Origin of the sequence: Nocardia sp. NPDC049149 (assembly GCF_043197455.1) — a bacterium.
Classification (GTDB): domain Bacteria; phylum Actinomycetota; class Actinomycetes; order Mycobacteriales; family Mycobacteriaceae; genus Nocardia.
Genome location: NZ_JBICTD010000001.1, coordinates 279,605 through 301,042, shown reverse-complemented (window position 1 = coordinate 301,042; position 21,438 = coordinate 279,605). Strand labels below are relative to the sequence as shown.

21 protein-coding genes are annotated in these 21,438 nt (G+C 66.9%); 10 read left to right on the top strand and 11 right to left on the bottom strand.

Annotation, left to right across the window (positions count from 1 at the left end; genetic code table 11):
- Positions 1–9: 9 nt before the first annotated feature.
- The 5 genes from urtE to urtA form a co-directional block, all read right to left on the bottom strand.
- A complete protein-coding gene (urtE, locus tag ACGFNJ_RS01515; protein WP_393442192.1) occupies positions 10–702 on the bottom strand; it encodes an urea ABC transporter ATP-binding subunit UrtE in 693 nt (230 codons plus the stop codon).
- Positions 702–1,538 carry an urea ABC transporter ATP-binding protein UrtD gene (gene urtD / locus ACGFNJ_RS01510; protein ID WP_393442190.1) on the bottom strand — a complete coding sequence of 279 codons (837 nt, stop codon included), beginning with the start codon at positions 1,536–1,538 and terminating at the stop codon, positions 702–704. The genes urtE and urtD overlap by 1 nt, the downstream gene beginning before the upstream one ends.
- A complete protein-coding gene (gene urtC, locus ACGFNJ_RS01505) occupies positions 1,535–2,683 on the bottom strand; it encodes an urea ABC transporter permease subunit UrtC (RefSeq protein WP_393442188.1) in 1,149 nt (382 codons plus the stop codon). The genes urtD and urtC overlap by 4 nt, the downstream gene beginning before the upstream one ends.
- Positions 2,680–3,564 (bottom strand): urea ABC transporter permease subunit UrtB, encoded by an 885-nt coding sequence (gene urtB, locus ACGFNJ_RS01500; protein ID WP_393442186.1) that lies wholly within the window; start codon positions 3,562–3,564, stop codon positions 2,680–2,682. Before urtB ends, urtC begins: the two co-directional genes overlap by 4 nt.
- A 73-nt stretch (positions 3,565–3,637) precedes the next feature.
- Positions 3,638–4,876 carry an urea ABC transporter substrate-binding protein gene (gene urtA, locus ACGFNJ_RS01495; RefSeq protein WP_393442183.1) on the bottom strand — a complete coding sequence of 413 codons (1,239 nt, stop codon included), beginning with the start codon at positions 4,874–4,876 and terminating at the stop codon, positions 3,638–3,640.
- Between the two features lie 368 nt (positions 4,877–5,244).
- Between urtA and ACGFNJ_RS01490 the strand changes: the two genes are divergently transcribed.
- Positions 5,245–7,071, top strand: a complete 1,827-nt coding sequence (locus tag ACGFNJ_RS01490) for an acyl-CoA dehydrogenase (protein WP_393442181.1) — start codon at positions 5,245–5,247, stop codon at positions 7,069–7,071.
- 303 nt (positions 7,072–7,374) lie between these two features.
- Positions 7,375–8,241, top strand: coding sequence for a DUF559 domain-containing protein (locus tag ACGFNJ_RS01485; protein ID WP_393442179.1), 867 nt, complete (start codon positions 7,375–7,377; stop codon positions 8,239–8,241).
- A gap of 292 nt (positions 8,242–8,533) precedes the next feature.
- Here ACGFNJ_RS01485 and ramB read toward each other — a convergent pair whose 3' ends face one another.
- Entirely contained in the window at positions 8,534–9,940 is a 1,407-nt protein-coding gene (ramB, locus tag ACGFNJ_RS01480; RefSeq protein ID WP_393442177.1) for an acetate metabolism transcriptional regulator RamB, read from the bottom strand.
- 93 nt (positions 9,941–10,033) lie between these two features.
- On the opposite strand from ramB, the gene ACGFNJ_RS01475 reads away from it, so the two are divergent.
- The 6 genes from ACGFNJ_RS01475 (at position 10,034) to ACGFNJ_RS01450 (ending at position 14,216) form a co-directional block, all read left to right on the top strand.
- Positions 10,034–11,545, top strand: coding sequence for an ATP-dependent DNA ligase (locus ACGFNJ_RS01475; RefSeq protein WP_393442175.1), 1,512 nt, complete (start codon positions 10,034–10,036; stop codon positions 11,543–11,545).
- A gap of 310 nt (positions 11,546–11,855) precedes the next feature.
- Complete coding sequence (locus tag ACGFNJ_RS01470; RefSeq protein ID WP_393442173.1) at positions 11,856–13,103, top strand: anion permease; 1,248 nt, start codon at positions 11,856–11,858, stop codon at positions 13,101–13,103.
- A gap of 14 nt (positions 13,104–13,117) precedes the next feature.
- Entirely contained in the window at positions 13,118–13,270 is a 153-nt protein-coding gene (locus ACGFNJ_RS01465) for a hypothetical protein (protein ID WP_393442171.1), read from the top strand.
- Position 13,271: 1 nt separating this feature from the next.
- The gene (locus ACGFNJ_RS01460; protein ID WP_393442169.1) at positions 13,272–13,556 is read left to right on the top strand and encodes a hypothetical protein; all 285 of its coding nucleotides are present in this window, start codon (positions 13,272–13,274) and stop codon (positions 13,554–13,556) included.
- A gap of 10 nt (positions 13,557–13,566) precedes the next feature.
- Complete coding sequence (locus tag ACGFNJ_RS01455; protein ID WP_393442167.1) at positions 13,567–13,902, top strand: DUF3349 domain-containing protein; 336 nt, start codon at positions 13,567–13,569, stop codon at positions 13,900–13,902.
- Positions 13,903–13,919: 17 nt separating this feature from the next.
- Positions 13,920–14,216 (top strand): DUF3349 domain-containing protein, encoded by a 297-nt coding sequence (locus tag ACGFNJ_RS01450; protein WP_393442165.1) that lies wholly within the window; start codon positions 13,920–13,922, stop codon positions 14,214–14,216.
- On the opposite strand, the gene ACGFNJ_RS01445 is transcribed toward ACGFNJ_RS01450, so the two are convergent.
- Positions 14,213–14,986 carry a hypothetical protein gene (locus ACGFNJ_RS01445; RefSeq protein WP_393442163.1) on the bottom strand — a complete coding sequence of 258 codons (774 nt, stop codon included), beginning with the start codon at positions 14,984–14,986 and terminating at the stop codon, positions 14,213–14,215. The two genes, ACGFNJ_RS01450 and ACGFNJ_RS01445, sit on opposite strands and share 4 nt — an antisense overlap.
- A gap of 177 nt (positions 14,987–15,163) precedes the next feature.
- On the opposite strand from ACGFNJ_RS01445, the gene ACGFNJ_RS01440 reads away from it, so the two are divergent.
- Positions 15,164–15,604, top strand: a complete 441-nt coding sequence (locus ACGFNJ_RS01440; protein ID WP_393442161.1) for a hypothetical protein — start codon at positions 15,164–15,166, stop codon at positions 15,602–15,604.
- A 120-nt stretch (positions 15,605–15,724) separates the two neighbouring features.
- Here the strand turns inward: ACGFNJ_RS01440 and ACGFNJ_RS01435 are convergent, their stop codons facing one another.
- Complete coding sequence (locus ACGFNJ_RS01435; protein WP_393442159.1) at positions 15,725–16,954, bottom strand: MFS transporter; 1,230 nt, start codon at positions 16,952–16,954, stop codon at positions 15,725–15,727.
- 74 nt (positions 16,955–17,028) lie between these two features.
- Between ACGFNJ_RS01435 and ACGFNJ_RS01430 the strand changes: the two genes are divergently transcribed.
- Complete coding sequence (locus ACGFNJ_RS01430) at positions 17,029–17,871, top strand: TetR/AcrR family transcriptional regulator (RefSeq protein ID WP_393442157.1); 843 nt, start codon at positions 17,029–17,031, stop codon at positions 17,869–17,871.
- A gap of 343 nt (positions 17,872–18,214) precedes the next feature.
- Here the strand turns inward: ACGFNJ_RS01430 and ACGFNJ_RS01425 are convergent, their stop codons facing one another.
- The 3 genes from ACGFNJ_RS01425 to ACGFNJ_RS01415 all read right to left on the bottom strand — a co-directional run bounded on the left by ACGFNJ_RS01425 (position 18,215) and on the right by ACGFNJ_RS01415 (position 21,400).
- Positions 18,215–19,042 carry a class II fructose-bisphosphate aldolase gene (locus ACGFNJ_RS01425; protein WP_393442155.1) on the bottom strand — a complete coding sequence of 276 codons (828 nt, stop codon included), beginning with the start codon at positions 19,040–19,042 and terminating at the stop codon, positions 18,215–18,217.
- A gap of 253 nt (positions 19,043–19,295) precedes the next feature.
- Positions 19,296–20,249 (bottom strand): 1-phosphofructokinase family hexose kinase, encoded by a 954-nt coding sequence (locus ACGFNJ_RS01420; RefSeq protein ID WP_393442153.1) that lies wholly within the window; start codon positions 20,247–20,249, stop codon positions 19,296–19,298.
- Complete coding sequence (locus ACGFNJ_RS01415; RefSeq protein WP_393442151.1) at positions 20,246–21,400, bottom strand: N-acetylglucosamine-6-phosphate deacetylase; 1,155 nt, start codon at positions 21,398–21,400, stop codon at positions 20,246–20,248. Before ACGFNJ_RS01415 ends, ACGFNJ_RS01420 begins: the two co-directional genes overlap by 4 nt.
- Positions 21,401–21,438: the final 38 nt, after the last annotated feature.

Genomic DNA, 21,438 nt, shown 5'->3' with positions numbered 1-21,438 from the left:
GCGGCCAGCTCAGATCGCCATCGCCGAGCGGACCGTCGACTCCGCGCCTGCGCCGCCCGCCCCGCTGGAGGTGACCCGGCCGGATTGCAGGATGTAATACCGTTGCGCCGCTTGCAGTGCGAAGCCGATGTGCTGTTCCACCAGCAGCACGCTCAACCCACCTCGTCGCGTCAGATCGATGATGGTGCGCTCGATTTCGGCGACGACCGACGGCTGGATGCCTTCGGTGGGTTCGTCGAGAATGAGCAGCGTCGGCTCGGTGATCAGCGCCCTTGCGATGGCCAGCTGCTGGCGCTGCCCGCCGGAGAGCAGACCTGCCTTGCGGGTCAACAGCTCGCGCAGCGCCGGAAACAGGTCGAGCGACTCGTCGATCAGCGCCTTGCCTCGCTTGCGGCCGTCGGCGACCACCTGCAGGTTCTCCGCGGTGGTCAGCTGCGGGAAACTCTGTTGTCCCTGCGGCACATACGCGATGCCGCGCCGCACCCGCCGCGACGGCGACAGCTTGGTGATCGGCTCGCCGTTGAACTCCAGCCTGCCCGACTTGGCGCCGATCAACCCGACGGCGGTGCGCAGCAGCGTGGTCTTGCCTGCCCCGTTGTGCCCCATGACGGCCACCACGCTGTCGTCGGGAACGGTCAGCGAGACACCGTGAATCACTTCGGTCCGGCCGTAGCCGGCATGGACGTCGATGAGCTCGAGCATCAGACGGACTCCTTGCTTGGCGCCGATGTTTCGTCTTCCAAAGCGGTTCCGATGGCCGCCGCGGTCCCCAGATAGACCTCCTGCACCTTCGGGTCCGCCTGCACCTGCTCGACGGTGCCTTCGCTGAGCACCTTGCCCGCGGCGAGAACGGTCACCGAGCTGGCGAAGGCGCGCATGAAGTCCATGTCGTGCTCGACCACCACGACGACCCGTTCACCGCCGATGCGGCGCAACAGGTTTCCGGTCTCCTCGCGCTCCTCGGCGCTCATGCCCGCCACCGGTTCGTCCAGCAGCAGCACCGACGCGTTCTGCACCAGCAGCATGCCGATCTCGAGCCATTGCTTCTGGCCGTGCGCGAGCACACCGGCGGGCCGGTCACGCAGGTCGCCGAGGCCGGTGAGCTCCAGCGCCTCCTCGATGCTCGGCAGCACCGACGTGCGGCGACGCAACATCGTGAGCGCCGAGCGGCGCGCACCCGCGGCGATGTCGAGATTCTGGAGCACGCTGAGCTGTTCGAACACGCTCGCCGTCTGGAAGGTACGGCCGATGCCGAGCCTGGCGATCTGGTGCACCTTCTTGCCGAGCAGTTCGACGCCTGCCTTCTGCGCCGAGCCGGTCGCCGGAACCAGGCCGGTGATCGCGTCGATCAGTGTCGTCTTGCCCGCGCCGTTGGGGCCGATCAGGAAGCGCAGATCGCCTTGCAGGACCGTGAGATCGACATCGGTGACCGCTTTGAATCCGTCGAAACTCACCGAGAGGCCACGGATTTCGAGATAGTCGCTGCCGGACATCCCGGCGTTGCCGCCGAGCTTCGGCGCTGGCGTCGGTGCGGTCATCGGGATTCCACCTTCTCCGGTGCGGTCGCGCGCGCCGGTGGCGGCGCGAGCACGGTCTGCGTGACCGGCCTTTCCTGCCGGAATCTGCTGTCCAGCAGACCTTTCAGCAGCGGCCACACGCCGGCGAGCCCGGCCGGGATGAAGCCGATCACCACGATGAACAGCACGCCCTGCAGATAGGTCCAGCCGGACGGGAACTCCTCGGAGAACGCCGTCTGCGCCCACGCCACCCCGATCGCCCCGAGCACCGGGCCGAGCAGGGTGGTCCGCCCGCCGATGGCGACGCCGATAAGGAAGGCGATCGACGGCACGACGCCGATATCGGCGGGGGAGATGATGCCGACGATCGGCGTGAACAGCGCACCGGCGATGCCTGCGAAGAACGCGGCGACCACATACGCGACGATCTTGACGTTCGCCGGGTCGTACCCGAGGAAGCGCACCCGCTCCTCCTGATCCCGCACTGCGACAAGCAATTCGCCGTACCGGCTGCGCATCAGCTGACGCACCAGCGCGACCACCACGAGCAGCGTGCCCGCCGCGAGGAAGAACAGCATCCTGCGGTTCGCCGGGTCCGAGAGCTTGAAGCCGAAGAACGCGCGGAAGTCCGAGAGGCCGGTGAAGCCGCCGATGGCTTGCTGCCCGGTGAGCAGGATCGCCAGGGCCGCGGCCAGCGCCTGACTGAGGATCGCGAAGTATGCGCCCTTGACCCGCCGCTTGAACACCCCGAACCCGAGCACCGCCGCCACCAGCGCGGGCAACACCAAGATGCCGATCAGCGCCACGGGTGCGGACGCGAAAGGCTGCCAGAACGAGGGTAATTCGCTGATCCCGGAGATCTCCATGAACTCGGGCACGTCGTTGCCGAGCCGGGTGGCATCGGCCATCTGCAGGTGCATCGCCATGATGTAGGCGCCGATGCCGAAGAACACCCCCTGGCCGAGCGTGAGCATGCCGCCACGGCCCCAAGCCAATCCGATGCCGACCGCGACGATGGCGAAGCACAGGAACTTCGCGAGCAGGTTCAACCGGAAGTCGCTCAGCACCGCGGGGGCGACCGCGAACAACAGGACGGCGGCGACGGCGAAGCCGCCCAGCGCGGTGAGGGTGGAGTGTTCGCGCCACCGTCGGGTGAGTGTGGTCATGCCAAACTCCTTGTGCGAACCGTGAACAGGCCCTGCGGGCGGACCTGCAGGAAGATGACGATGACGACGAACACGATGACCTTCGCGATCGACGCGGTCGTCGAGTACTCGATGAACGAGTTGAGCAGGCCGAGCGCGAACGCCGCGATCACCGTGCCCTTGATCTGGCCGAGCCCGCCGATCACCACCACCAGGAAGGCGTCGATCAGATAGCTCTGCCCGATGGTCGGGCTGGTCGAGCCGATCAGGGTGAGCGCGACGCCGGCGACGCCAGCCAGTCCCGAGCCGATGAAGAACGTGCTGATATCGGTGAAACGACTGGAGACACCGCTGGTTTCGGCCAGGCCGCGGTTCTGCACCACGGCGCGGATGCGCCGGCCCATCGGCGTCGTCTTCAGCACGGTGGCCAAGGCGATCACCGCGGCAACGGCGAGCACCAGAATGAAGATGCGACTCTTCGGCACCACGGCGCCGAGAATGGTGACACCGCCGCTGAGCCATTCGGGGGCAACGACATTCTTGGCCGGCGCGCCGAAAATATCGCGGGCCAGCTGTTGCAACACCAGCCCGACACCGAAGGTGACCAGCAGGGTGTCCAGCGGCCGGTCGTACATCCAGCGGATCAGGCCCATCTCCAGCGCCGCGCCGAGCAGTCCGCCGACCAGGAAGCCGACCAGCAGCGAAACCACCAGTGACACACCGGCGGACGAGATGACCTTCTGCACGACATACGTCGTGTAGCACCCGGCCATGATGAACTCGCCGTGCGCCATGTTGATCACGCCCATCTGACCGAAGGTCAGCGCAAGGCCCAACGCGGCGAGCAAAAGAATTGATCCCAGACTCAGCCCCGTGAAGAGCTGGCCGATCACGACGTCCATACCGGACTCCTCGGATATCGGGCCGGTATGGGGTGGACGCGAGAACGCCTCCACCCCATACCGATCGGGCGAACTACTTGAGGCCCTTGGCCCAGTCGTAGGACTTCAGGTACGGGTCCGGCGTGACGGCCTTGCCCGAGTCCCACACGGTGTAGATGAGCCCGTCCGGCCGGATCTCGCCGATCCGCGCGGTCTTGGTGATGTGGTGGTTCGAGCCGTCGACGGTGACGAGGCCCTCCGGCGCTTCGAAGCTCACGCCGTCGGCGGCGGCCTGAATGTCGGTCACCGCGAACGACTTCGCCTTCTCCACGGTGTTCTTCCACAGGTAGACCGAGGCGTAGGCGGCCTCCATCGGGTCCGAGGTCGGCTTGTCGGCGCCGAACGCGGCTTTGTAGTCCGCGACGAACTTCTTGTTCGCGGGCGAGTCCACGGTCTGGTAGTAGTTCCACGCCGTCAGCTGCCCCGCGATGTTCTGCGCGCCGATGCCTGCGACCTCTTCCTCGGCGATGGACACCGAAACCACCGGCATCTCAGCGGCTTTCAGCCCCGCATTGGTGTACTCACGGAAGAACGCCACGTTCGAGTCGCCGTTGAGGGTGTTGAACACCGCGCCCGCCTTGGCGGTGCGCACCTTGTTCACGATGGTGGAGAAGTCGGTGGAGCCGAGTGGGGTGTAGTCCTCACCCTTGATCTCGATGCCGTTGGCCTTCGCGTACGCCTTGATCTCGCGGTTGGCGGTCTGCGGGAAAACGTAGTCGGAGCCGACCAGGTAGAGGGACGTGATGCCCTTCTGCTTCAGATAGTCCAGCGCCGGAATGATCTGCTGGTTGGTGGTTGCGCCGGTGTAGAAGATGTTCTTGCTGTCCTCCAGCCCCTCGTACTGCACCGGGTAGTAGAGCAGCGAGTTCAGGCTCTCGAATTTCGGCTTCATCGCCTTGCGGCTCGACGAGGTCCAGCCGCCGAACACCGCGGCGACACAGTCGGAGCTGATCAGCTTCTCAGCCTTCTCGGCGAAGGTCTTCGGGTCCGATGCGCCGTCCTCGAGCACCAGCTCGATCTTCTTGCCCATGACGCCGCCCGCGGCGTTGATCTGGTCGACCGCCAGCTTGGTCGAATTGGCCACGGTGACCTCGGAAATCGCCATCGTGCCCGACAGCGAATGCAGGGAACCGACCTTGATCGAATCCTTCGAGGTGTCGACGCAGGATGTCGCATTTGTCCCGGTGGTCGTGGCATCGTCCTTAGCGCCACAGGCGGTCAGCAACAATCCGGCGAGCGCTACCGCGGTCGGGACCGCCATCGCCTTGACCATGCGTCGGGGGCTGTGTCGATGGACGGCAGGGGAATCTGACATGGGGCGGGACCCTTCTCACTTCATCAGGCAATTCGGCGGCACGACGTGCACCGCGGCGAATACCTCCGCCGTATGCCCCGGTCAGAGCTGTCGACCGAGTTGTATACAGCGGTTGTATTCGAGGTGAACGGTAGCCAGAAGTTGTTGCGCCGGAATATCTCTCGATGACGAGTCCGTTTCGGGTGTTTCGGACATGTGAACCTTTGCGGTTACCGGCTGGTGAACCTCGGTGAGATCTGGGTGACCCTACGGTTGCGTAGCGTCACCGCCGTACGGCACGCTTCGTTTGTACAACGTCAAAACGGCTGAAACCTGGGAGGACCGTCGTGGGTCACTACAAGGCGAACGTGCGGGACATCGAGTTCAATCTGTTCGAAGTGCTCGGGCTGGACAAGTTGCTCGATACGGGCGCCTACGGCGACCTGGACTCCGACACGGTGCGCGAGATCCTGACCGAGGTGAAGCGGCTGGCCGAGGGGCCGATCGCAGAGTCTTTCGCCGCCGCCGACCGCGACCCGGTCGCATTCGACCCGGCGACCTACTCGATTTCGGTCCCGGAGGCGCTGCGCAAGAGCATCGACGCCGTGCACGACTCGGACTGGAGCAGGCTCGGCCTGCCCGAGGGGATGGGCGGCACGCCGGCGCCCGCCGCGGTGGTGTGGGCGGTGCAGGAGATGATCACCTGTGCCAACCCGTCGGCCATCTTCTTCAACATGGGCCCGGTGATGGGCTCGGTGCTCTACAACGTCGGCACCGAGCAACAGAAGCGCTGGGCCACCCAGGGCTACGAGCGCGGCTGGCAGGGCACGATGGTGCTGACCGAGCCGGATGCTGGCTCCGATGTCGGCGCGGGCCGGACCAAGGCGATCGAGCAGCCCGACGGCACCTGGCACATCGAGGGCGTGAAGCGGTTCATCTCCGGCGGTGACGTCGGCGACACCGCCGAGAACATCTTCCATCTGGTGCTCGCCCGCCCCGAAGGCGCAGGGCCGGGCACCAAGGGGCTATCGCTGTTCTACGTGCCGAAATTCCTGTTCGACCCCGAGACACTCGACCTCGGCGCCCGCAACGGTGTCTACGCGACCAACGTCGAGCACAAGATGGGCCTGAAGTCTTCGCCCACCTGCGAGCTCACCTTCGGCGGCGACGTGCCCGCGGTCGGCTGGCTGGTCGGCGACGTGCACGACGGCATCGCGCAGATGTTCCAGGTGATCGAGAACGCGCGAATGATGGTCGGCATCAAGTCGTCCGGCACGCTGTCCACCGGCTACCTGAACGCGCTCGCGTACGCCAAGGAACGGGTGCAGGGCGCGGATCTGACCCAGATGACCGACAAGGCGGCGCCGCGTGTGCCGATCACCAGGCACCCCGATGTGCGGCGCAGCCTGGCGATGCAGAAGGCCTACGCCGAGGGGCTGCGCGCGGTGTACCTCTACACCGCGGCGCATCAGAATGCCGATGTGGCGCAACTGGTTTCCGGCGCGGATGCCGAATTGGCGCACCGCGTCGACGATTTGCTGCTGCCGATCGTCAAGGGTGTCGGTTCCGAGCGGGCCTACCAGTACCTGACCGAATCGCTGCAGACCTTCGGCGGCTCGGGTTACCTGCAGGACTACCCGATCGAGCAGTACATCCGGGACGCGAAGATCGACTCGCTGTACGAGGGCACCACCGCGATCCAGGCCCAGGACTTCTTCTTCCGCAAGATCATTCGGGACAAGGGCGTGGCGATCGGGCACATCACCGGGCAGATCGCCGCGTTCCTCGACACGAAGAGCGGACGGTTCGAGACCGAACGCGAACTGCTGCAGACGGCATTGGCCGATGTGCAGGCGATGGCGGCCACGCTGACCGGCTATCTGATGGCGGGGCAGCAGGATCCGACCGAGCTGTACAAGGTCGGGCTCGGGTCGGTGCGCTTCCTGCTCGCGGTCGGTGACCTGCTCATCGGCTGGCGGCTGCTGGTGCAGGCCGAGATCGCCGCCGCCGCGCTCGCCTCGGGCGCCTCGGCGAAGGACCAGCCGTTCTATGCCGGAAAGGTCGCTGCCGCAAGCTTCTTCGCGAAGAGCGTGCTGCCGGGGTTGACCGCGGTGCGAGGGATCATCGCCGCGATCGACAACGACATCATGAACCTGGACGAAGCGGCGTTCTGACCAGCAGCGCGCCAGCTCGGCCCGCCTGCCCCTTCGGCCGCCACCTGTCGGCCGAAGGGGCAGGCTCCGTTGAGCCGCCCTTCGCCCACAGCGAGGGTTCCACCCTCGCCGTCCTGGCAGGGTGGGCTGAGCGCCTGAGGCCACGAGTGGCACACCATGGAGAGGCCTTCTCGCACTTTGCCGCAGCCATGTGCCACTCGTGGCAGTTGCGCGGGTGATGGGGCTGTGGATGGGTGTGTTTTCTGGGGATAAGTGGGTGTTGGGCGTGAGGGCTGGTTGGTGGGTGGGTGCAGGATCGCGGGCATGGGGGAACTCGATGAGCCATTTCCGGGAAGTTGGGCGGTCGCCGCGGGTGCGGTGAGTGCGTGGGAGCTACGCAAGGATTTCGAGCGGGTGCATCCGGATGTCTATGTCCGGAAGGGCGTTCGCCTCGATGCTCGGGGGCGTGCGCTGGCGGCAGGGCATTGGGCGAAGGGCGAGGGGATCCTGGCCGGGTTCTCGGCCGCGGCGATGCACGGCACCCGCTGGCTCGACGCCAAACCAGCCGAGATCGTGCTGCCGCACCGCGCGCGACCACCACAGGGTGTCCGGGTGTATCGCGATGCGATCCACGCCGACGAGCTGTGCACACTCGGCGGTTTCCGGTGCACCACACCGGTTCGGACCGCGTTCGATGTGGCGCGGCGCCTCGACTTCACCGAGGCCGTCGAGGTGCTCGACGCCCTCTGCAATGCAACAAAACTCGCCCCGAAAGACATCGAGCACTTCACCGATCTCCACCCCGGCCTCCCCGGTCGCAGCAAGGTAGGCGTCGTGCTGCCCTACATCGATGGCGGCGCCGAATCCGTCCCGGAAACCCGCACCCGCCTCCTTCTCGTGGATGCAGGCCTACCGAAACCGGAAACCCAGATCCGCGTCTCCGGCCCCGACGGACTCTCCGTCGCTCGCCTCGACATGGGTTGGCGCCGTTGGCAAGTGGCCGTCGAATACGACGGAGCCCACCATTGGACCGACCACGACCAACGCGCCTGGGACATCGACCGCAGCGCAGCCCTCGAATCCCTCGGCTGGACCCTCATCCGAGTCAGCGCCACCCTCCTGACCACCCGACCCCACACCATCATCTCCCGCGTCACCCACGCCCTCCGCGCCCACAACGCCGACTACTGACGAGTGGCACACCATGGAGAGGCCTTCTCGCACTTTGCCGCAGCCATGTGCCACTCGTGGGGCGAAGGGGCCTGGTCGGCGGCGCGAGCGAGGGTTGCGCCGCCGACCGGCGCTGCGGTGGACCGGGCAGTGGTCCACCGGGTCTTGGCGGTGTGAGGAACGCCTTCTACCTTGGTCGGTTCGGCTGAAAGGTGGCGTCATCGCCGCTGTGAGTCAGCTGGGAGCGGACCACCGAGGTGGAGTTGCCCGAGCGGAGGGAGGCAGTGCGTGTCGAGTGACGCAAGCCGGTCGACTACTTCAGCACGTAGGGGGAGACGGAGCTGCGGTGCTCGCTGATGTCGAGGACCTTGCCCAGCGGCGGGAACGCGCGCTGCGGGCAGTTGGTGCGTTCGCAGACGCGGCAGCCCGCGCCGATGGGGGTGGGCTGCACCTCGTCGAGATCGATGCCGTCGGCGTAGATCACGCGGCCCGCGTGGCGCAGCTCGCAGCCGAGTCCGATGGCGAAGGTCTTGGTCGGCTGGCCGTAGCGGGTGGCGCGGCGTTCGACCGTGCGGGCGACCCACAGGTATTTGCGGCCGTCGGGCATCTGCGCGATCTGCGTCATGATCTTGCCCGGGTAGGCGAAGGTCTCGTAGACATTCCAGAGCGGACAGGTGCCGCCGCTGGCGGAGAAGTGGAAACCGGTGGCGGACTGGCGTTTCGACATGTTGCCCGCGCGGTCGACGCGAACGAAGGAGAACGGGACGCCGCGTAGCTTGGGTCGCTGCAGCGTCGAAAGCCGGTGGCAGATGGTCTCGTAACTCTGGGTGAAGAAGGCCGAGAGCCGCTCGATGTCGTAGCGGAAGTCCTCGGCCACCTCGAGGAAGTGGGTGTAGGGCAGCACGGTGGCGGCGGCGAAGTAGTTCGCGAGCCCGAGCATGGCCAGCTTGCGGGTGTCCTCGGACGCGAAATTGCCTTCCTCGACCAGCTTTTCGAGGAGATCACCGCATTCGAAGTAGGCGAGTTCGGCGGCGAGTTTGAAGGTGCGCTGGCCGCCGGAGAGGTGCGGGGCGATCTCCAGGCGCTGCGTCTCCGGGTCGTACCGGTGCAGCACGCCTTCGCCGAGGTCGATGCGCTCCACGATCCGCACGTCGTGTGCGCGCAGGATCCTGGCCACCTCGCTGTGCACGTCGCCGCCGTGGAAGCGGATGCGCGCGGTGAGTTCTTCTGCGGCGGTGTCCAATTCGTGGATGTAGTTCTGGCGCTGGTAGAAGTAGTCGCGCACTTCCTCGTGCGGTTTGCTGATCGCCGCGCTGCCCGAACCGTCGGCGAACCGGTCTTCGGTGGCGGCGGCCAGCTGGGCCGAGGTGTTGCGGTAGCGGTTGTGCATGTTGACCAGGGCGCGCGCCATGCTCGGGTGCGCCGAGACCATGTCCGCGATCTCCTGGGTGTCGGCCTCGATGCCGAGTTCCTGGTCCATCACGACCTCTTGCAGCTCGGCGATGAGCCGGGTGTCGTCCTGGGAGGAGAAGAAGGTCGCGTCGACCCCGAACACCTCGCTGATCCGCAGCAGCACCGGCACGGTGAGCGGGCGCACGTCGTGCTCGATCTGGTTGAGGTAGCTCGCCGAGATCTCCAGCTTCTGGGCGAGTGAGACCTGGCTCAGCCCTCGTTCGGTCCGCAGCTGACGAAGCCGCGCCCCGACGTAAGTCTTGGCCATGCGTCCAGTTTATGGGCGGTTTCGCAACCCTGCCAATGGGGAATTAGCAGCAGAGCTGAGCGATATGTCACAGGCAGGCGTTACCGTCGACGAGTGTTGTTCTCGCATGTCGTCCAGGTTTCCGAGGCGGTCCGCGCGACCAGGTCGCGGAAGACGAAGATCGCAACGTTCGCCGAGCTGTTGACTGCCGCCGCACCGGAGGAACTCGCGCCGGTGGTCGCCTGGGCATCCGGCGAGCTACGCCAGGGACGCATCGGAACCGGATGGCGGACCCTCACCGCCATGGACACTACCCCGGCACCTGTTGCGGCACTGACTGTTTCGGCGGTCGACGACGCGCTGACCGAGTTGGCGGGCACCTCGGGTTCCGGATCGACGGCGCGCCGCAAGGCGCTTCTGTCCGCGCTGTGGACGGCCGCGACCGCCGACGAACAAGCCTTCCTGCTTCGCCTGCTGACCGGCGAGCTGCGCCAGGGTGCGCTCACCGCGATCGTCGCCGAGGCGGTCGCGGTAGCCGCCGAGGTGCCGATCGACCTGGTGCGCCGCGCCTACATGCTGTCCGGTGCGCTGCCTGTCACCGCGATTGCCGCGCTGACCGGTGGTGTCGAGGCGCTCGGCGCCTTCCGGCTCGAGGTGGGCAGGCCGATCCAGCCCATGCTCGCCTCACCGGGCGCATCCCTGGACGAGGTGCTCGACGAGTTCGACGGCGACGTGAGCGTCGAACAGAAGATGGACGGAGCGCGGATCCAGGTGCATCGCAAAGGCTCCGACGTATGGGTGTTCACCAGGACCCTGCGCGACATCACCGCGGGCGTGCCCGAACTGGTGCAGTTGGTGGCCGGGCTCGACTGCGCCAGTGTCGTGCTGGACGGGGAAACCTTGGCGCTCAACGATTCCGGGCGGCCACGTCCGTTCCAGGAGACGATGAGCCGATTCGCCGAGGTGAGCTCGACGCGCGAATTGTTGTTGCACCCTTACTTTTTCGACTGTCTGCACCTGGACGGTCATGACCTGCTCGATGCGCCGCTGTCGGAGCGGCGTGCCGCGCTCACGAAGGTGGCAGGGGAACACAGCATTCCCGCGCTGATCCGGCCGGACGCGGAGGCGGCCGCCGAATACTTCGACGGTGCGCTGGCCGCAGGCCACGAAGGCCTGATGATCAAGTCACTGTCCGCGCCCTACGCGGCGGGCAGGCGTGGCCGGGCCTGGCAGAAGATCAAGCCGATGCACACCCTCGACCTGTTGGTCCTCGGCGCCGAATGGGGCTACGGCCGCCGCACCGGCTACCTGTCCAACCTGCACCTGGGCGCCCGCGACCCGATGACCGGCGAGCCGGTGATGGTCGGCAAGACCTTCAAGGGCCTCACCGACGCGCTGCTGCACTGGCAGACCGCGGAATTCCCGCGCCACGAGCGGGCCCGCGACGATCAGACCGTCTATCTGTTCCCCGAACTCGTCGTCGAAATCGCGCTGGACGGGGTGCAGGTCAGCCCGCGCTACCCCGGCGGTGTCGCCCTGCGCTTCGCCCGCGTGGTGCGCTACCGCCCCGACAAGGAGGCCATCGATGCCGACACCATCGACACGGTCCGCGCGTTGCTGCCATGAACCGAAGAGGCACCGAGCTGCCCAGGTTTTGGAGCCCATTGGCCCAGGCTGAGCACCGCTTTACCGAGCGGTGTTGCGGCCGAGACCCAGGTAAAGACGCGGGCACATCTCGATGAATACTTCACCGTCCCGCTCGGTGCCGCATTCCTGGCAAATGCCCGGATCGATGATCGTTTCGCCTGCTCGCCGATGATCACCAGCGGCACCCGATTCGGCTGATAGAGGACAGAATCCAACTTAACGCATGGCCGACGCGCGGTGAAGGGCAACCATCTGGCAATCGTATTGACCTGTACCGCACACTAGAGGCGTGACCGTCGAATTACTGGTTCTTCTGATCGTCATCGTCACAGCCCTCGCGTTTGATTTCACCAACGGCTTCCACGACACCGCCAACGCCATGGCGACGTCGATCGCCACCGGAGCACTCCGGCCGCGTGCTGCGGTCGCGCTGTCGGCGCTGCTCAATCTGGTCGGCGCTTTTCTTTCGGTAGCCGTCGCCGCCACCGTGGCCAAGGGCATCGTCCGGCTCGACGCTGTGCAGGGCCACGACCTGTTGATCATCGTGTTCGCAGGCCTGGTCGGCGGCATTCTGTGGAACTTGCTCACCTGGCTGTTCGGCTTGCCGTCGAGTTCCTCGCACGCCCTGTTCGGTGGCCTGATCGGCGCCACCCTCGCGGCGCTCGGCTGGAGCGGCGTGATCTGGGCGGCGGGGTCGGACGGCGTGCTGACCAAGATCATTTTGCCCGCCGTGCTCGCGCCGATCGTCGCCGCGATGGTGTCGGCCATCGGTACCTGGCTGGTCTATCGGATCACCGACAAGTCCGATCCCGGTAAACGGGAAGAGGGTTTCCGGTGGGGCCAGATCGGCTCGGCGTCGCTGGTCTCGCTGGCACACGGCACCAACGACGCGCAGAAGACGATGGGTGTGATCTTCCTGGCACTGGTCGCGCACGGCACGCTCACCAAGAACGCGGAGATGCCGCTGTGGGTGATGGCCGCGTGTGCCGTCGCCATCGCGGCGGGCACCTACCTCGGCGGCTGGCGGATCATCCGCACGCTCGGCAAAGGGCTCGTCGAGATCGAATCGCCGCAGGGCCTGGCTGCCGAATCCGCGTCGGCGGCGATCATTCTCACCTCGGCGCACTTCGGGCTGCCGCTGTCGACCACGCAGACCGCCACCGGGTCGATCCTCGGCACCGGGATCGGCAAGGGCGCGGAGGTGCGCTGGGGCGTGATGGGCCGCATGGTGGTCGCGTGGTTGTGCACGCTGCCGCTGGCCGGTATCGCGGGCGCGGCGTGCTGGGCGATCGCACACTTCATCGGCGGGCTGCCCGGTGTGCTCGTGGTGTTCGCGATCCTGCTCGCGCTGTCCGCGGCGATCTATCTGCGCTCGCGCCGGGATCCGGTCGACACCAGCAACGTCAACGAATGGCCCGGTCATCCACCGGGCGTCGCGGTCGATGCCGCGAGCGGGAACGGATCGGCGGCGGCCGTCGGCGCGACCACCGACGCGGTCGCGGAACCGGACAGGTCGAACCGATCGGCACAGGTCTAGGAGTGAATGTGCTTATGTCGAGCACAAATCCGAGCTCGCTCGCCGCGCAGGCGGCTCGCGGCGGAGCCGGGGTGATCGGTCCGATCGGCGTGCGCCGCACAGTGGCCACGCCTACGCTCGTCGTGCCTGCACGACAGGCCAGTTCAGCACCGCAACGGGAGGCGTGACGTGCACACACTCATCACGAATCTGAACGCGCTGTGGAAAGTGACACTGGCTGGGCTGGTGCTCGGCGCCGGGCTGCCGATGGTGTTCGCGGTCGCGATCCGGTTCTGGTCGGCGGCCGAGACGGTGAGCGCGGACGGCCGTGTGACACAACGCAATTACCCGGCGCTGACGGTCGCGCTGCTGTGCTTCGCGTTGATCATCGCCGCCATTCTTACCGGGATCCTTTATACGGCAAAAGCTTTCATCGCTACCCACTTCGGTATCCATCTGTTCGGACAGTCCTGAAGGGCGCAATGTGACGGATCAAGCGAAATCCGCGGAGCTCAGGCCGAATCTGCTCAGCCGGATCATCGGGTGGCTGCGGGCCGGCTATCCCCAAGGCATCCCGAGCTCGGACTACGTCGCCCTGTTCGCGGTGCTGCACCGGCACCTCACCGACTACGAGGTCGCCGCGATCGCCGCGGAGCTCGCGGCGTCGAACCCCGACGGCGCGATCACCAACCCCGACATCGAGGACGCCATCGCGCGATTCGCGAAGGAACAGCCCGCGGAACACGACGTCGCCAGGGTGGCCTCCCGTCTCGCCGCAGGCGGCTGGCCGCTCGCCACTCCGCCGACCGACGCCGACTGAACAGGTCGGCGTCGGCGATGCCACCCTTCCTGACCGCCATCATCGACTGGCTGCGGGCCGGATATCCGGACGGCGTACCGGAATCCGACTACATCCCGTTGCTCGCCTTGCTCCGGCGCCGCCTCTCCGACGACGAGGTCCGCCAGATCGCCGCCGAGCTGGCCGGTTCCGGCGACCTGCCCGACAAGACCGACATCCAGGTGATGATCACCAAGGTCACCAACGAAATGCCGTCGGAGGCAGACGTTTCCCGGGTCCAGGCGCGCCTCGAGGCGCACGCGTGGCCGGACGACGGATCGGCCGACCGCGGCTAGTCGGCAGGAGCGGGCGCGGGGAAGAAGAAGGCGGAGTCGTCCCCGTGGATGCCGGGGATGTGGTGAAAAGGCGTCTGCATCGCGAGGACTGGAGTGCCGCCCGCGGGGTCGCGCCAGACGTGGATGTCCCAGAAACGGCCGTGCGTGGCGCCAGGAGTGACCATCGGCAGTGGCATCATCTCGCCCGCGGACTCCCCGCGGTAGCGCTCTGGCGGGGGTTGTGCGGTGAACCCCCAGTCGAGGGCCGAGTGCACGCCCTGTTCGTGGACGAACCAATCCTCTTGCGCGATACAGAGATCGGTGGACCTCGGGTACGCACCCGGCGTGTACATGACGCCGTGACCCCATCCGGCCAGCTCGTACGGAAAAGCCGGTCGGTAGGGATCGCCGGTGTACGGCAGGTCCGGATTGGGGCGATACAACAGCGCACCAGGATTTCCCGAGCGAACCTGCTGATCCATGATCGCGTCCGGACGCGCGAACGACGTCCCGATCCCCTCGAAACTGGCCAGCATATGCATCGGAACGGCATACCCGAGCGCCGCCAGTGCGGCAAGATCCTCCGGCCCGCGCAGCGTCGTGAGGTGCCCGAGCCGCGCCATCAGCCGCGCCTCGTCCGCGCGCAACGAGGCAGCTCGCGCCTCGCCGTCGCAATAGCCGACGGTGTCGACCTGCGCGTGGCCGTGGTCGTGCCCAGCCGCCACACCCGATGCCGCCAGCACGCACACCGTCACCGCGACAACCAGAGAACTCGCCCGGATCATCCGCATGAACAGGAACAATAGCTATATCGAATAACTCACAGTTGGATTCGACCGGGGCTGGGCGTGGCCCTGACTTCGGGAGGTCGACTGCCCCGCGACACTCCGATCCGGCATTTCTTCCAACCCGAATTCGCGGAAGTACGGTGAACCAAACCGGCTGGTCTACCTGAAGGGATCGGTTCGATGCGAAACGTCTGGACAAGAGCGACCACTGCCGGTGTGGCATCAATAGTCGCCGCAGCCTGCTGGGTGGCCATGTCGCCCACCGCGCTGGCCGCGGATGCGACTGTCACACTGGACAAGAAGGCAACCTGGAAGACGGACCAGGACGATGACGAGATTCTGTACGTCTCCGGAACTGCCTCCTGTACCGCCGGGACCGCCAAGGTCATCGTTGGGGCAGCAGAGAATGATCACCTTCGCTGGCACGCATCCAGCGATGAATTCACCTGCAATGGGAAACCGCACACCTGGCAGGCACGAATCGAGGTACCGGATGGCGGTCGGCTGAACACTGGCGGCAAGGAAAAGGCGATCGCCGCGTTAGTCGTGAACGACAAGGCCATCGTCAGGTCCGGCGAAGTAACAGTGGAAATCCCCGAACCTCCGGAAGACACGAACTGATAATTAGCTCGAGCACAACGAATTTGCCTCGGTCTACGACTGGGCGAAGGCCGACTCCGGAGGTAATTCCGGTGTCGGCCTTCGCTTTTCACCGCTTCGACGGCGGCCGTCGAGTCCTGGTCAGGCCGATTGTTCCCGCCGTTGCATGCGGAGTCCGACCAGGGTCATGGCGAGAGCAGCGACCAGCAGCAGGGCCAGGGTCCAGGCGAGGGCCGAAAAGCCGTGCGGGGCAGCGGCTGCTGCTACCAGCGGGCCTATCGTGGCGCCGACGTAGAAGCTGAACATCGCGACCGACATGGCGGCGGCGCGGGATTCGCCGCCGAGCTCGCCCGCGCTCTGCAGGACGGCGGGGCCGATGATGCCTAGGCCGCCGACCAGGACGGCGAGTAGGACGGTGAGGGTTGCGAGGTGGGATCCTTCGAAGGTGGCGGCCACCATGGCGGCGGCGGCGATCAGGACGCCGAGGGTGATCTGGCTGTGTTTGGTGAGGCGGGCCAGCGGGATGGCCAGCAACGGCAGCAGCATCATCACCGGAAGGCCGCCTGCGCGCAGGGCCAGCAGTTCGCCGGAACCCTTTACCACGCCGGTGAGTTCGAGGCCGGTGTAGATGCCGACCATCACCGCCATGCTCATGGCGCCTGCCACCAGCATCGGCAGCAGCGAGCGGATGCGCAGCACCGCGGGGATGGCGGCATAGCTGTGCCGCAGCGGCCGATCGCGCCCGGTCGGCGCGTCGTCGAGCAGCACCTTGCGCAACAGCACCGCGAGCACCGCGAAAACTACTGCGGAGCCGAGGAATACGGTGCGCCACGGGAACGAGGCGACGACCGCCTGGGACACGATCTGCGCGATCACTGTCGCGGCGAGGAATGAGGTGGCGACCGATGTGGTGGTCACGGCACGATGTTCGGGCGCGATGCGGGTCGCGACGTAGGCCATGATCGCGGGCGGGATCGAGCCGACGACCAACCCTTGCACGATCCGCAGTCCAACGGCCAGCGGTGCGCTGAAGGCAAGGCCGGTCAACAGTGTGACCACTGCGGCGACAAGCATGCCGGTCACCAGGACCTTGCGGTGCCCGTAGCGATCTGACAGCGGCCCGAAGAGCACGAAGCCGCCGGCGTAACCGAACGCGAACGCGCTGATGATCCAGGTCATCACGCCGGAGCCGACCTGCCAGTCCGCCTTCATGGCGCTGAAAAGCGGGATGGGTACATACATTTGACCGGTGGCGAGCAGGGCGGACAGCACGAAGACCGGCAGGGTGCGCGCCGTGTGGGCACGCGGCGAGACACGGGAGGACGCGGTGGCCGCGGGAGCGGCGGTGAGCGGAAGTGTCGGCGAAGCCATAGGGCGACAGTACGACTGACGCACACTCGATGTCAACCAAATAGTTGGTTTATTCAAGTGCTAAAATATCGGGCATGACGGCCACGATAAAGCGCAGTGACGCCACCAAGCAGGCGCTGCTGCGGGCGGCGCGAGACGAATTCGCCGAGTACGGCCTGGCCGGGGCGCGCGTCGATCGCATCGCCGAGGCGGCCGGGGTGAACAAGGAACGCATCTACGGCCTGTTCGGCAGCAAGGACAAGCTGTTCGACGTCATCCTGATCGACACCATGCGCGAGTTCATGGACGTGGTCCAGCCGTTGACCGAGACCGACGCGGGCAAGTACGTGGCCAAGCTGTTCGACTACCACAACAACAACCCGCACCTGCTGCGCCTCATCCTGTGGGAGGCCCTGCACCGAGGCGTCGACGCACACGATATCGACGGCTGGCGCGCGGAGGTCTACGAGCAGAAATTCGATTCGGCCAGTACGCAATTCGGCGTCGACCCGCAGCACGCCGGACGGTTACTGCTCGCACTGTGCGGACTGTCCAACTGGAGCCTTGCCGTGCCGCAAACCACCAGGCTGCTGCTCGGCGCCGACGCCGACGACAAGGACGCGACCAGGGAGTTCATCCAAGAGTTCGCCCGAGCGGCGATGCGCAACCTTCCGTTCGCGAGCAACCAGGACAACACACCGGACCCGGCAACCGCCGAACCGGTCAATGCATTGACTACCAGCGTCGACCGCGCCGCCGAAGTCGATCAAGCAGCGCAACGCCTCCGAAAAGCGCAGGCAGCAGCCGACGCAGCCCGCGACGAACTGGCCGCCGCCCTACGTGCCGCGCACGCCGAAGGCACCAGCGCCAACCAACTCGCCCGCCAGGTCTCCGGCACCGTATCCCGCCCCGTCGTCCTGAAACTCCTCGCCGACTGACAAACCCTCACTCACACCACCCACCAGACCCGGTTGCCCGACGAGTGGCACATGGCTGTGGCGAAGTGCGAGAAGGCCTCTCCGTGGTGTGCCACTCGTGATTCCTAAGGGGGCTCTCAGGTGGGGGTGGGGTTGTGCTCAGGTGGGGCGGGCAGGGTGGGGGTGTCGGTTGAGGATGGTTGACGGAGTTGGTCGTCGGCCGGGGGCGGTGGTGTGTGTTTCTTGCGCTGCCGGCCAACTTCGCTAGGGGCGGACCTGGGATTGGGGTCCGCCTGCTCGGCCGATCGAGACTTCCCTCCCGCGGTCGGCGGCGCTGTGTTGGCGCGTCGCCGGCCGCCACTTTTCAGAGGGTGAGGAGCTGGAGGAAGCGGGCTACTTCGGATTGGACGGCGGTGCGGGCCGGGGTCAGGTATTTGCGGGGATCGGAGAGGGTGGGGGTGGCATCCAGGGTTTCGCGGATGGCCTCGGTCATCAGGACGTTGAGGCGGGTGGCGATGTTGACCTTGGTGATGCCGTGCTCGACGGCGGCGCGCATGCCTGCGTCGGGGACGCCGGAGGAGCCGTGCAGGACCAGCGGGACAGGGACTTTCGCGGCAAGGGCGGCGATGAGGTCGTTGTCGAGGGTGGCGGTGCGGGTGTGCATGGCGTGCGAGGAACCGACGGCGACGGCGAGCGCGTCCACGCCGGTCGCCGCGACGAATTCGACGGCTTCGGCAGGGTCGGTGCGGACGCCGGGGGCGTGCGCACCGTCCTTGCCGCCGACCTCACCGAGTTCGGCTTCGACGTGCACGCCGCGGTCGTGGCACCAGCGGGTGATGTCGGCGGTGGTGGCGACGTTGGCGGTGTAGTCGAGGGTCGATCCGTCGTACATGACCGAGCGGATGCCGAGATCGACTGCGGCGCGGACCAATTCAGGCGTTGTCGCGTGGTCGAGGTGAACGGCGATGTCGGCGGTGCTGTCCGCCGCGATGCGCAGGCAGGCCAGCGCGAGTGGCGCCAGGCTGCCGTGGTAGGCCGCCGTGTTCTCCGAAAGTTGCAGCACGACAGGGCGTTGCGCGGACTCCGCCGCCGCCGCGATGGCCTCGGCATGCTCCAGCGTGATCACATTGAAGGCGCCGAGCCCACCCGGTCGCGCCGCAGCGATCAGGTCGGAAACAGGCGTCAACGGCATAGCGGTATCTCCTGACAGCGGAATCTGGCCGACCGCTCGACAAGCAAGGTCGGGACAGTAAGAGTGGCAAGGACTTTCGGTGACGTTGCCACGCGGCTGTGCGCGGCATCGCCGATCCAGGAGGCAGCCCGTTCGATGATCTCGATGGCGGACAAGCCCATCGGCTGGTCGAGGAGGGCGACGCGCGGTGACCGGCTCACGCCTGCGCTCGGCTCCGTCGTGCTCGGAGGCGTTGAGTCGATGGTTCGCGCACTCACGAGACGGGTTCGCGGTGGGCGGGCAGGTCGAGCTTGCTGACGCGGACCGTGGGGGCGATGCGGGTGCGCAGGCAACGGTCGATTTCACCGGCCACGGGGATGACCACGGCGGCGGCCGAGGTGGCTACCGCGTCGGCGAGGATGGTCGGCCAATCGGGGACCGGCTTGGCGGTGAGGGCGGCGATGACCGCGGCGGTGGCGGAATCGCCTGCGCCGGTGGGATTTCCGGCGAGCGGCTCGGGGAGGACGGCGGACCAGGCGCCGTCGGCGGTGACCGCGACCATGCCCTCGGCGCCGCGGGTGGCGATGACGGCGCGGACGCCGTTGTCCAGCAATGGAAGTGCGGCGGTGACTACTTCGTCGGGGGTGGTCGGCTTGGTGCCGGTGAGGTGGCGTAGCTCGTCACCGTTGGGCATCAGGATGACGCCCGGGACCTGGGCGGCCAGGCGTAGCGCCTCGCCGTCGACATCGCAGATGGTCGGCACGTCGGCGGCGATGGCGCTGCGGGCGATCTCCGCGGGCAGTGTCGGCGAGATGCCGCCGGGTAGGGAGCCCGAGATGACCAGGCCGTTGATTTCGGGTAGTAGGCCGACGACGCGGACCGCGAGCTGTTCTGCGGCGTGCGGGTTGGAGACGCGGGCGCCCGGCTCCCACAGGGCGGTCGCGGTGCCGTCCTCGGATTCGCTGATCACCACCGTGCGCCGCACCCACGGCAGCGCGTGCACGAAGTCGACCGGCATCTCCAGCTCGGCGGCGGCCGCGAAGGCGTGATCGGAGAAACCCGTTGCCCTGGCGTACTTTCCGAGTTGATTGAGCACTCTGGTGACGTTGATGCCTTTGCCGCCGATGCGCTGCTCCACCGAGCTGACCCGATGTGCCTGACCGCGCTCGAAGTGTTCGACCCGGTAGGTCATGTCGTAGGCGGGGTTCATAGTCACGGTAAGGATCACGACAACCACTGTCCTCGTCTGAGCACTCGGCGTAACCGGAGGTTTTCATCCACTACCAGTGCATCGGCGAAATGGCCGATACGCAAGTCGCCGACATCGGCGAGGCCGAGCGCGGCGGCAGGCGTCGCCGTTGCGGCGGTGACGGCGTCGGGCAACGGCACGCCGGATTCGCGCACCGCCCGCACCACACCGTCGAGCAGGGTGCTGATGCCGCCTGCGATCGAACCGTTCGCGATCCGGGCCACCCCCTGATGCACGGTCACCGCTTGCGGGCCGAGCTGGTATTCGCCGTCCGACAATCCGGCCGCCTGCATGGCATCGGTGATCAACGCGACCCGGCCGGGCGCGGTCGCGAAAACCAGTGCGGCGAAACCCGGGTCGACGTGCACACCGTCACCGATCAACTCGACCGTCACGGCACCGCTCGCCGCCGCAACCAGGGCGGCGCCTACCGGGCCGGGGTCGCGGTGGTGCAGCGGTGGCATGCCGTTCGCGAGATGGGTGACCACACTGCCGAAACCGGTGGGCCGCAAAGCCTTCAGGAACGATCCGTAGTCGGCATTGCTGTGTCCCAGTGAGACCACCACGCCGTGCTCGGTAAGTCGTTGCGCGACAGCGTCATATCCGGCGCGCTCCGGCGCCATGGTCATCACCCGCAGGTGTCCACCCGCGGCGGCGAGCAGCTGGTCGGTCAGCTCGAGATCGGGATCGCGCAGATACCGAGGATCTTGCGCCCCGCACCGCGCCTCCGACAGGAACGGCCCTTCGGCATGGATGCCGCCGAGTAGCCCGTCCTCCGTCAGCTCCCGCAGCACCGCGGTCTGCGCAACCATGTCCGCAGGCACCCCGGTGACAACGCTCGCTATCACGGTCGTCGAACCGCTCGCATGATGGAACTGCGCGGCCGCGCGTGCTTCCGCCGCGTCGACAGTGTCGAACCGATGCCCGAACCCGCCGTGGTTGTGGATATCGACCAGTCCGGGCAGCACCGTCCCCGCAAACGCCGGAAGCTCCGAATCAGGATGGGCCGCAGCCCATTCCGCCGCCGACCGCACCCCGGTGATCCGCTGGCCGCTGACCGAGAGCACGCCGTCGTCGAGCGTGATACTCGCGGAAACGATGCGGCCGCGAAGGTCGAGAGTGCCAGTCATGCGCCGACCTCGATTCGGCCGGTGCGCTGCTCGCAGCG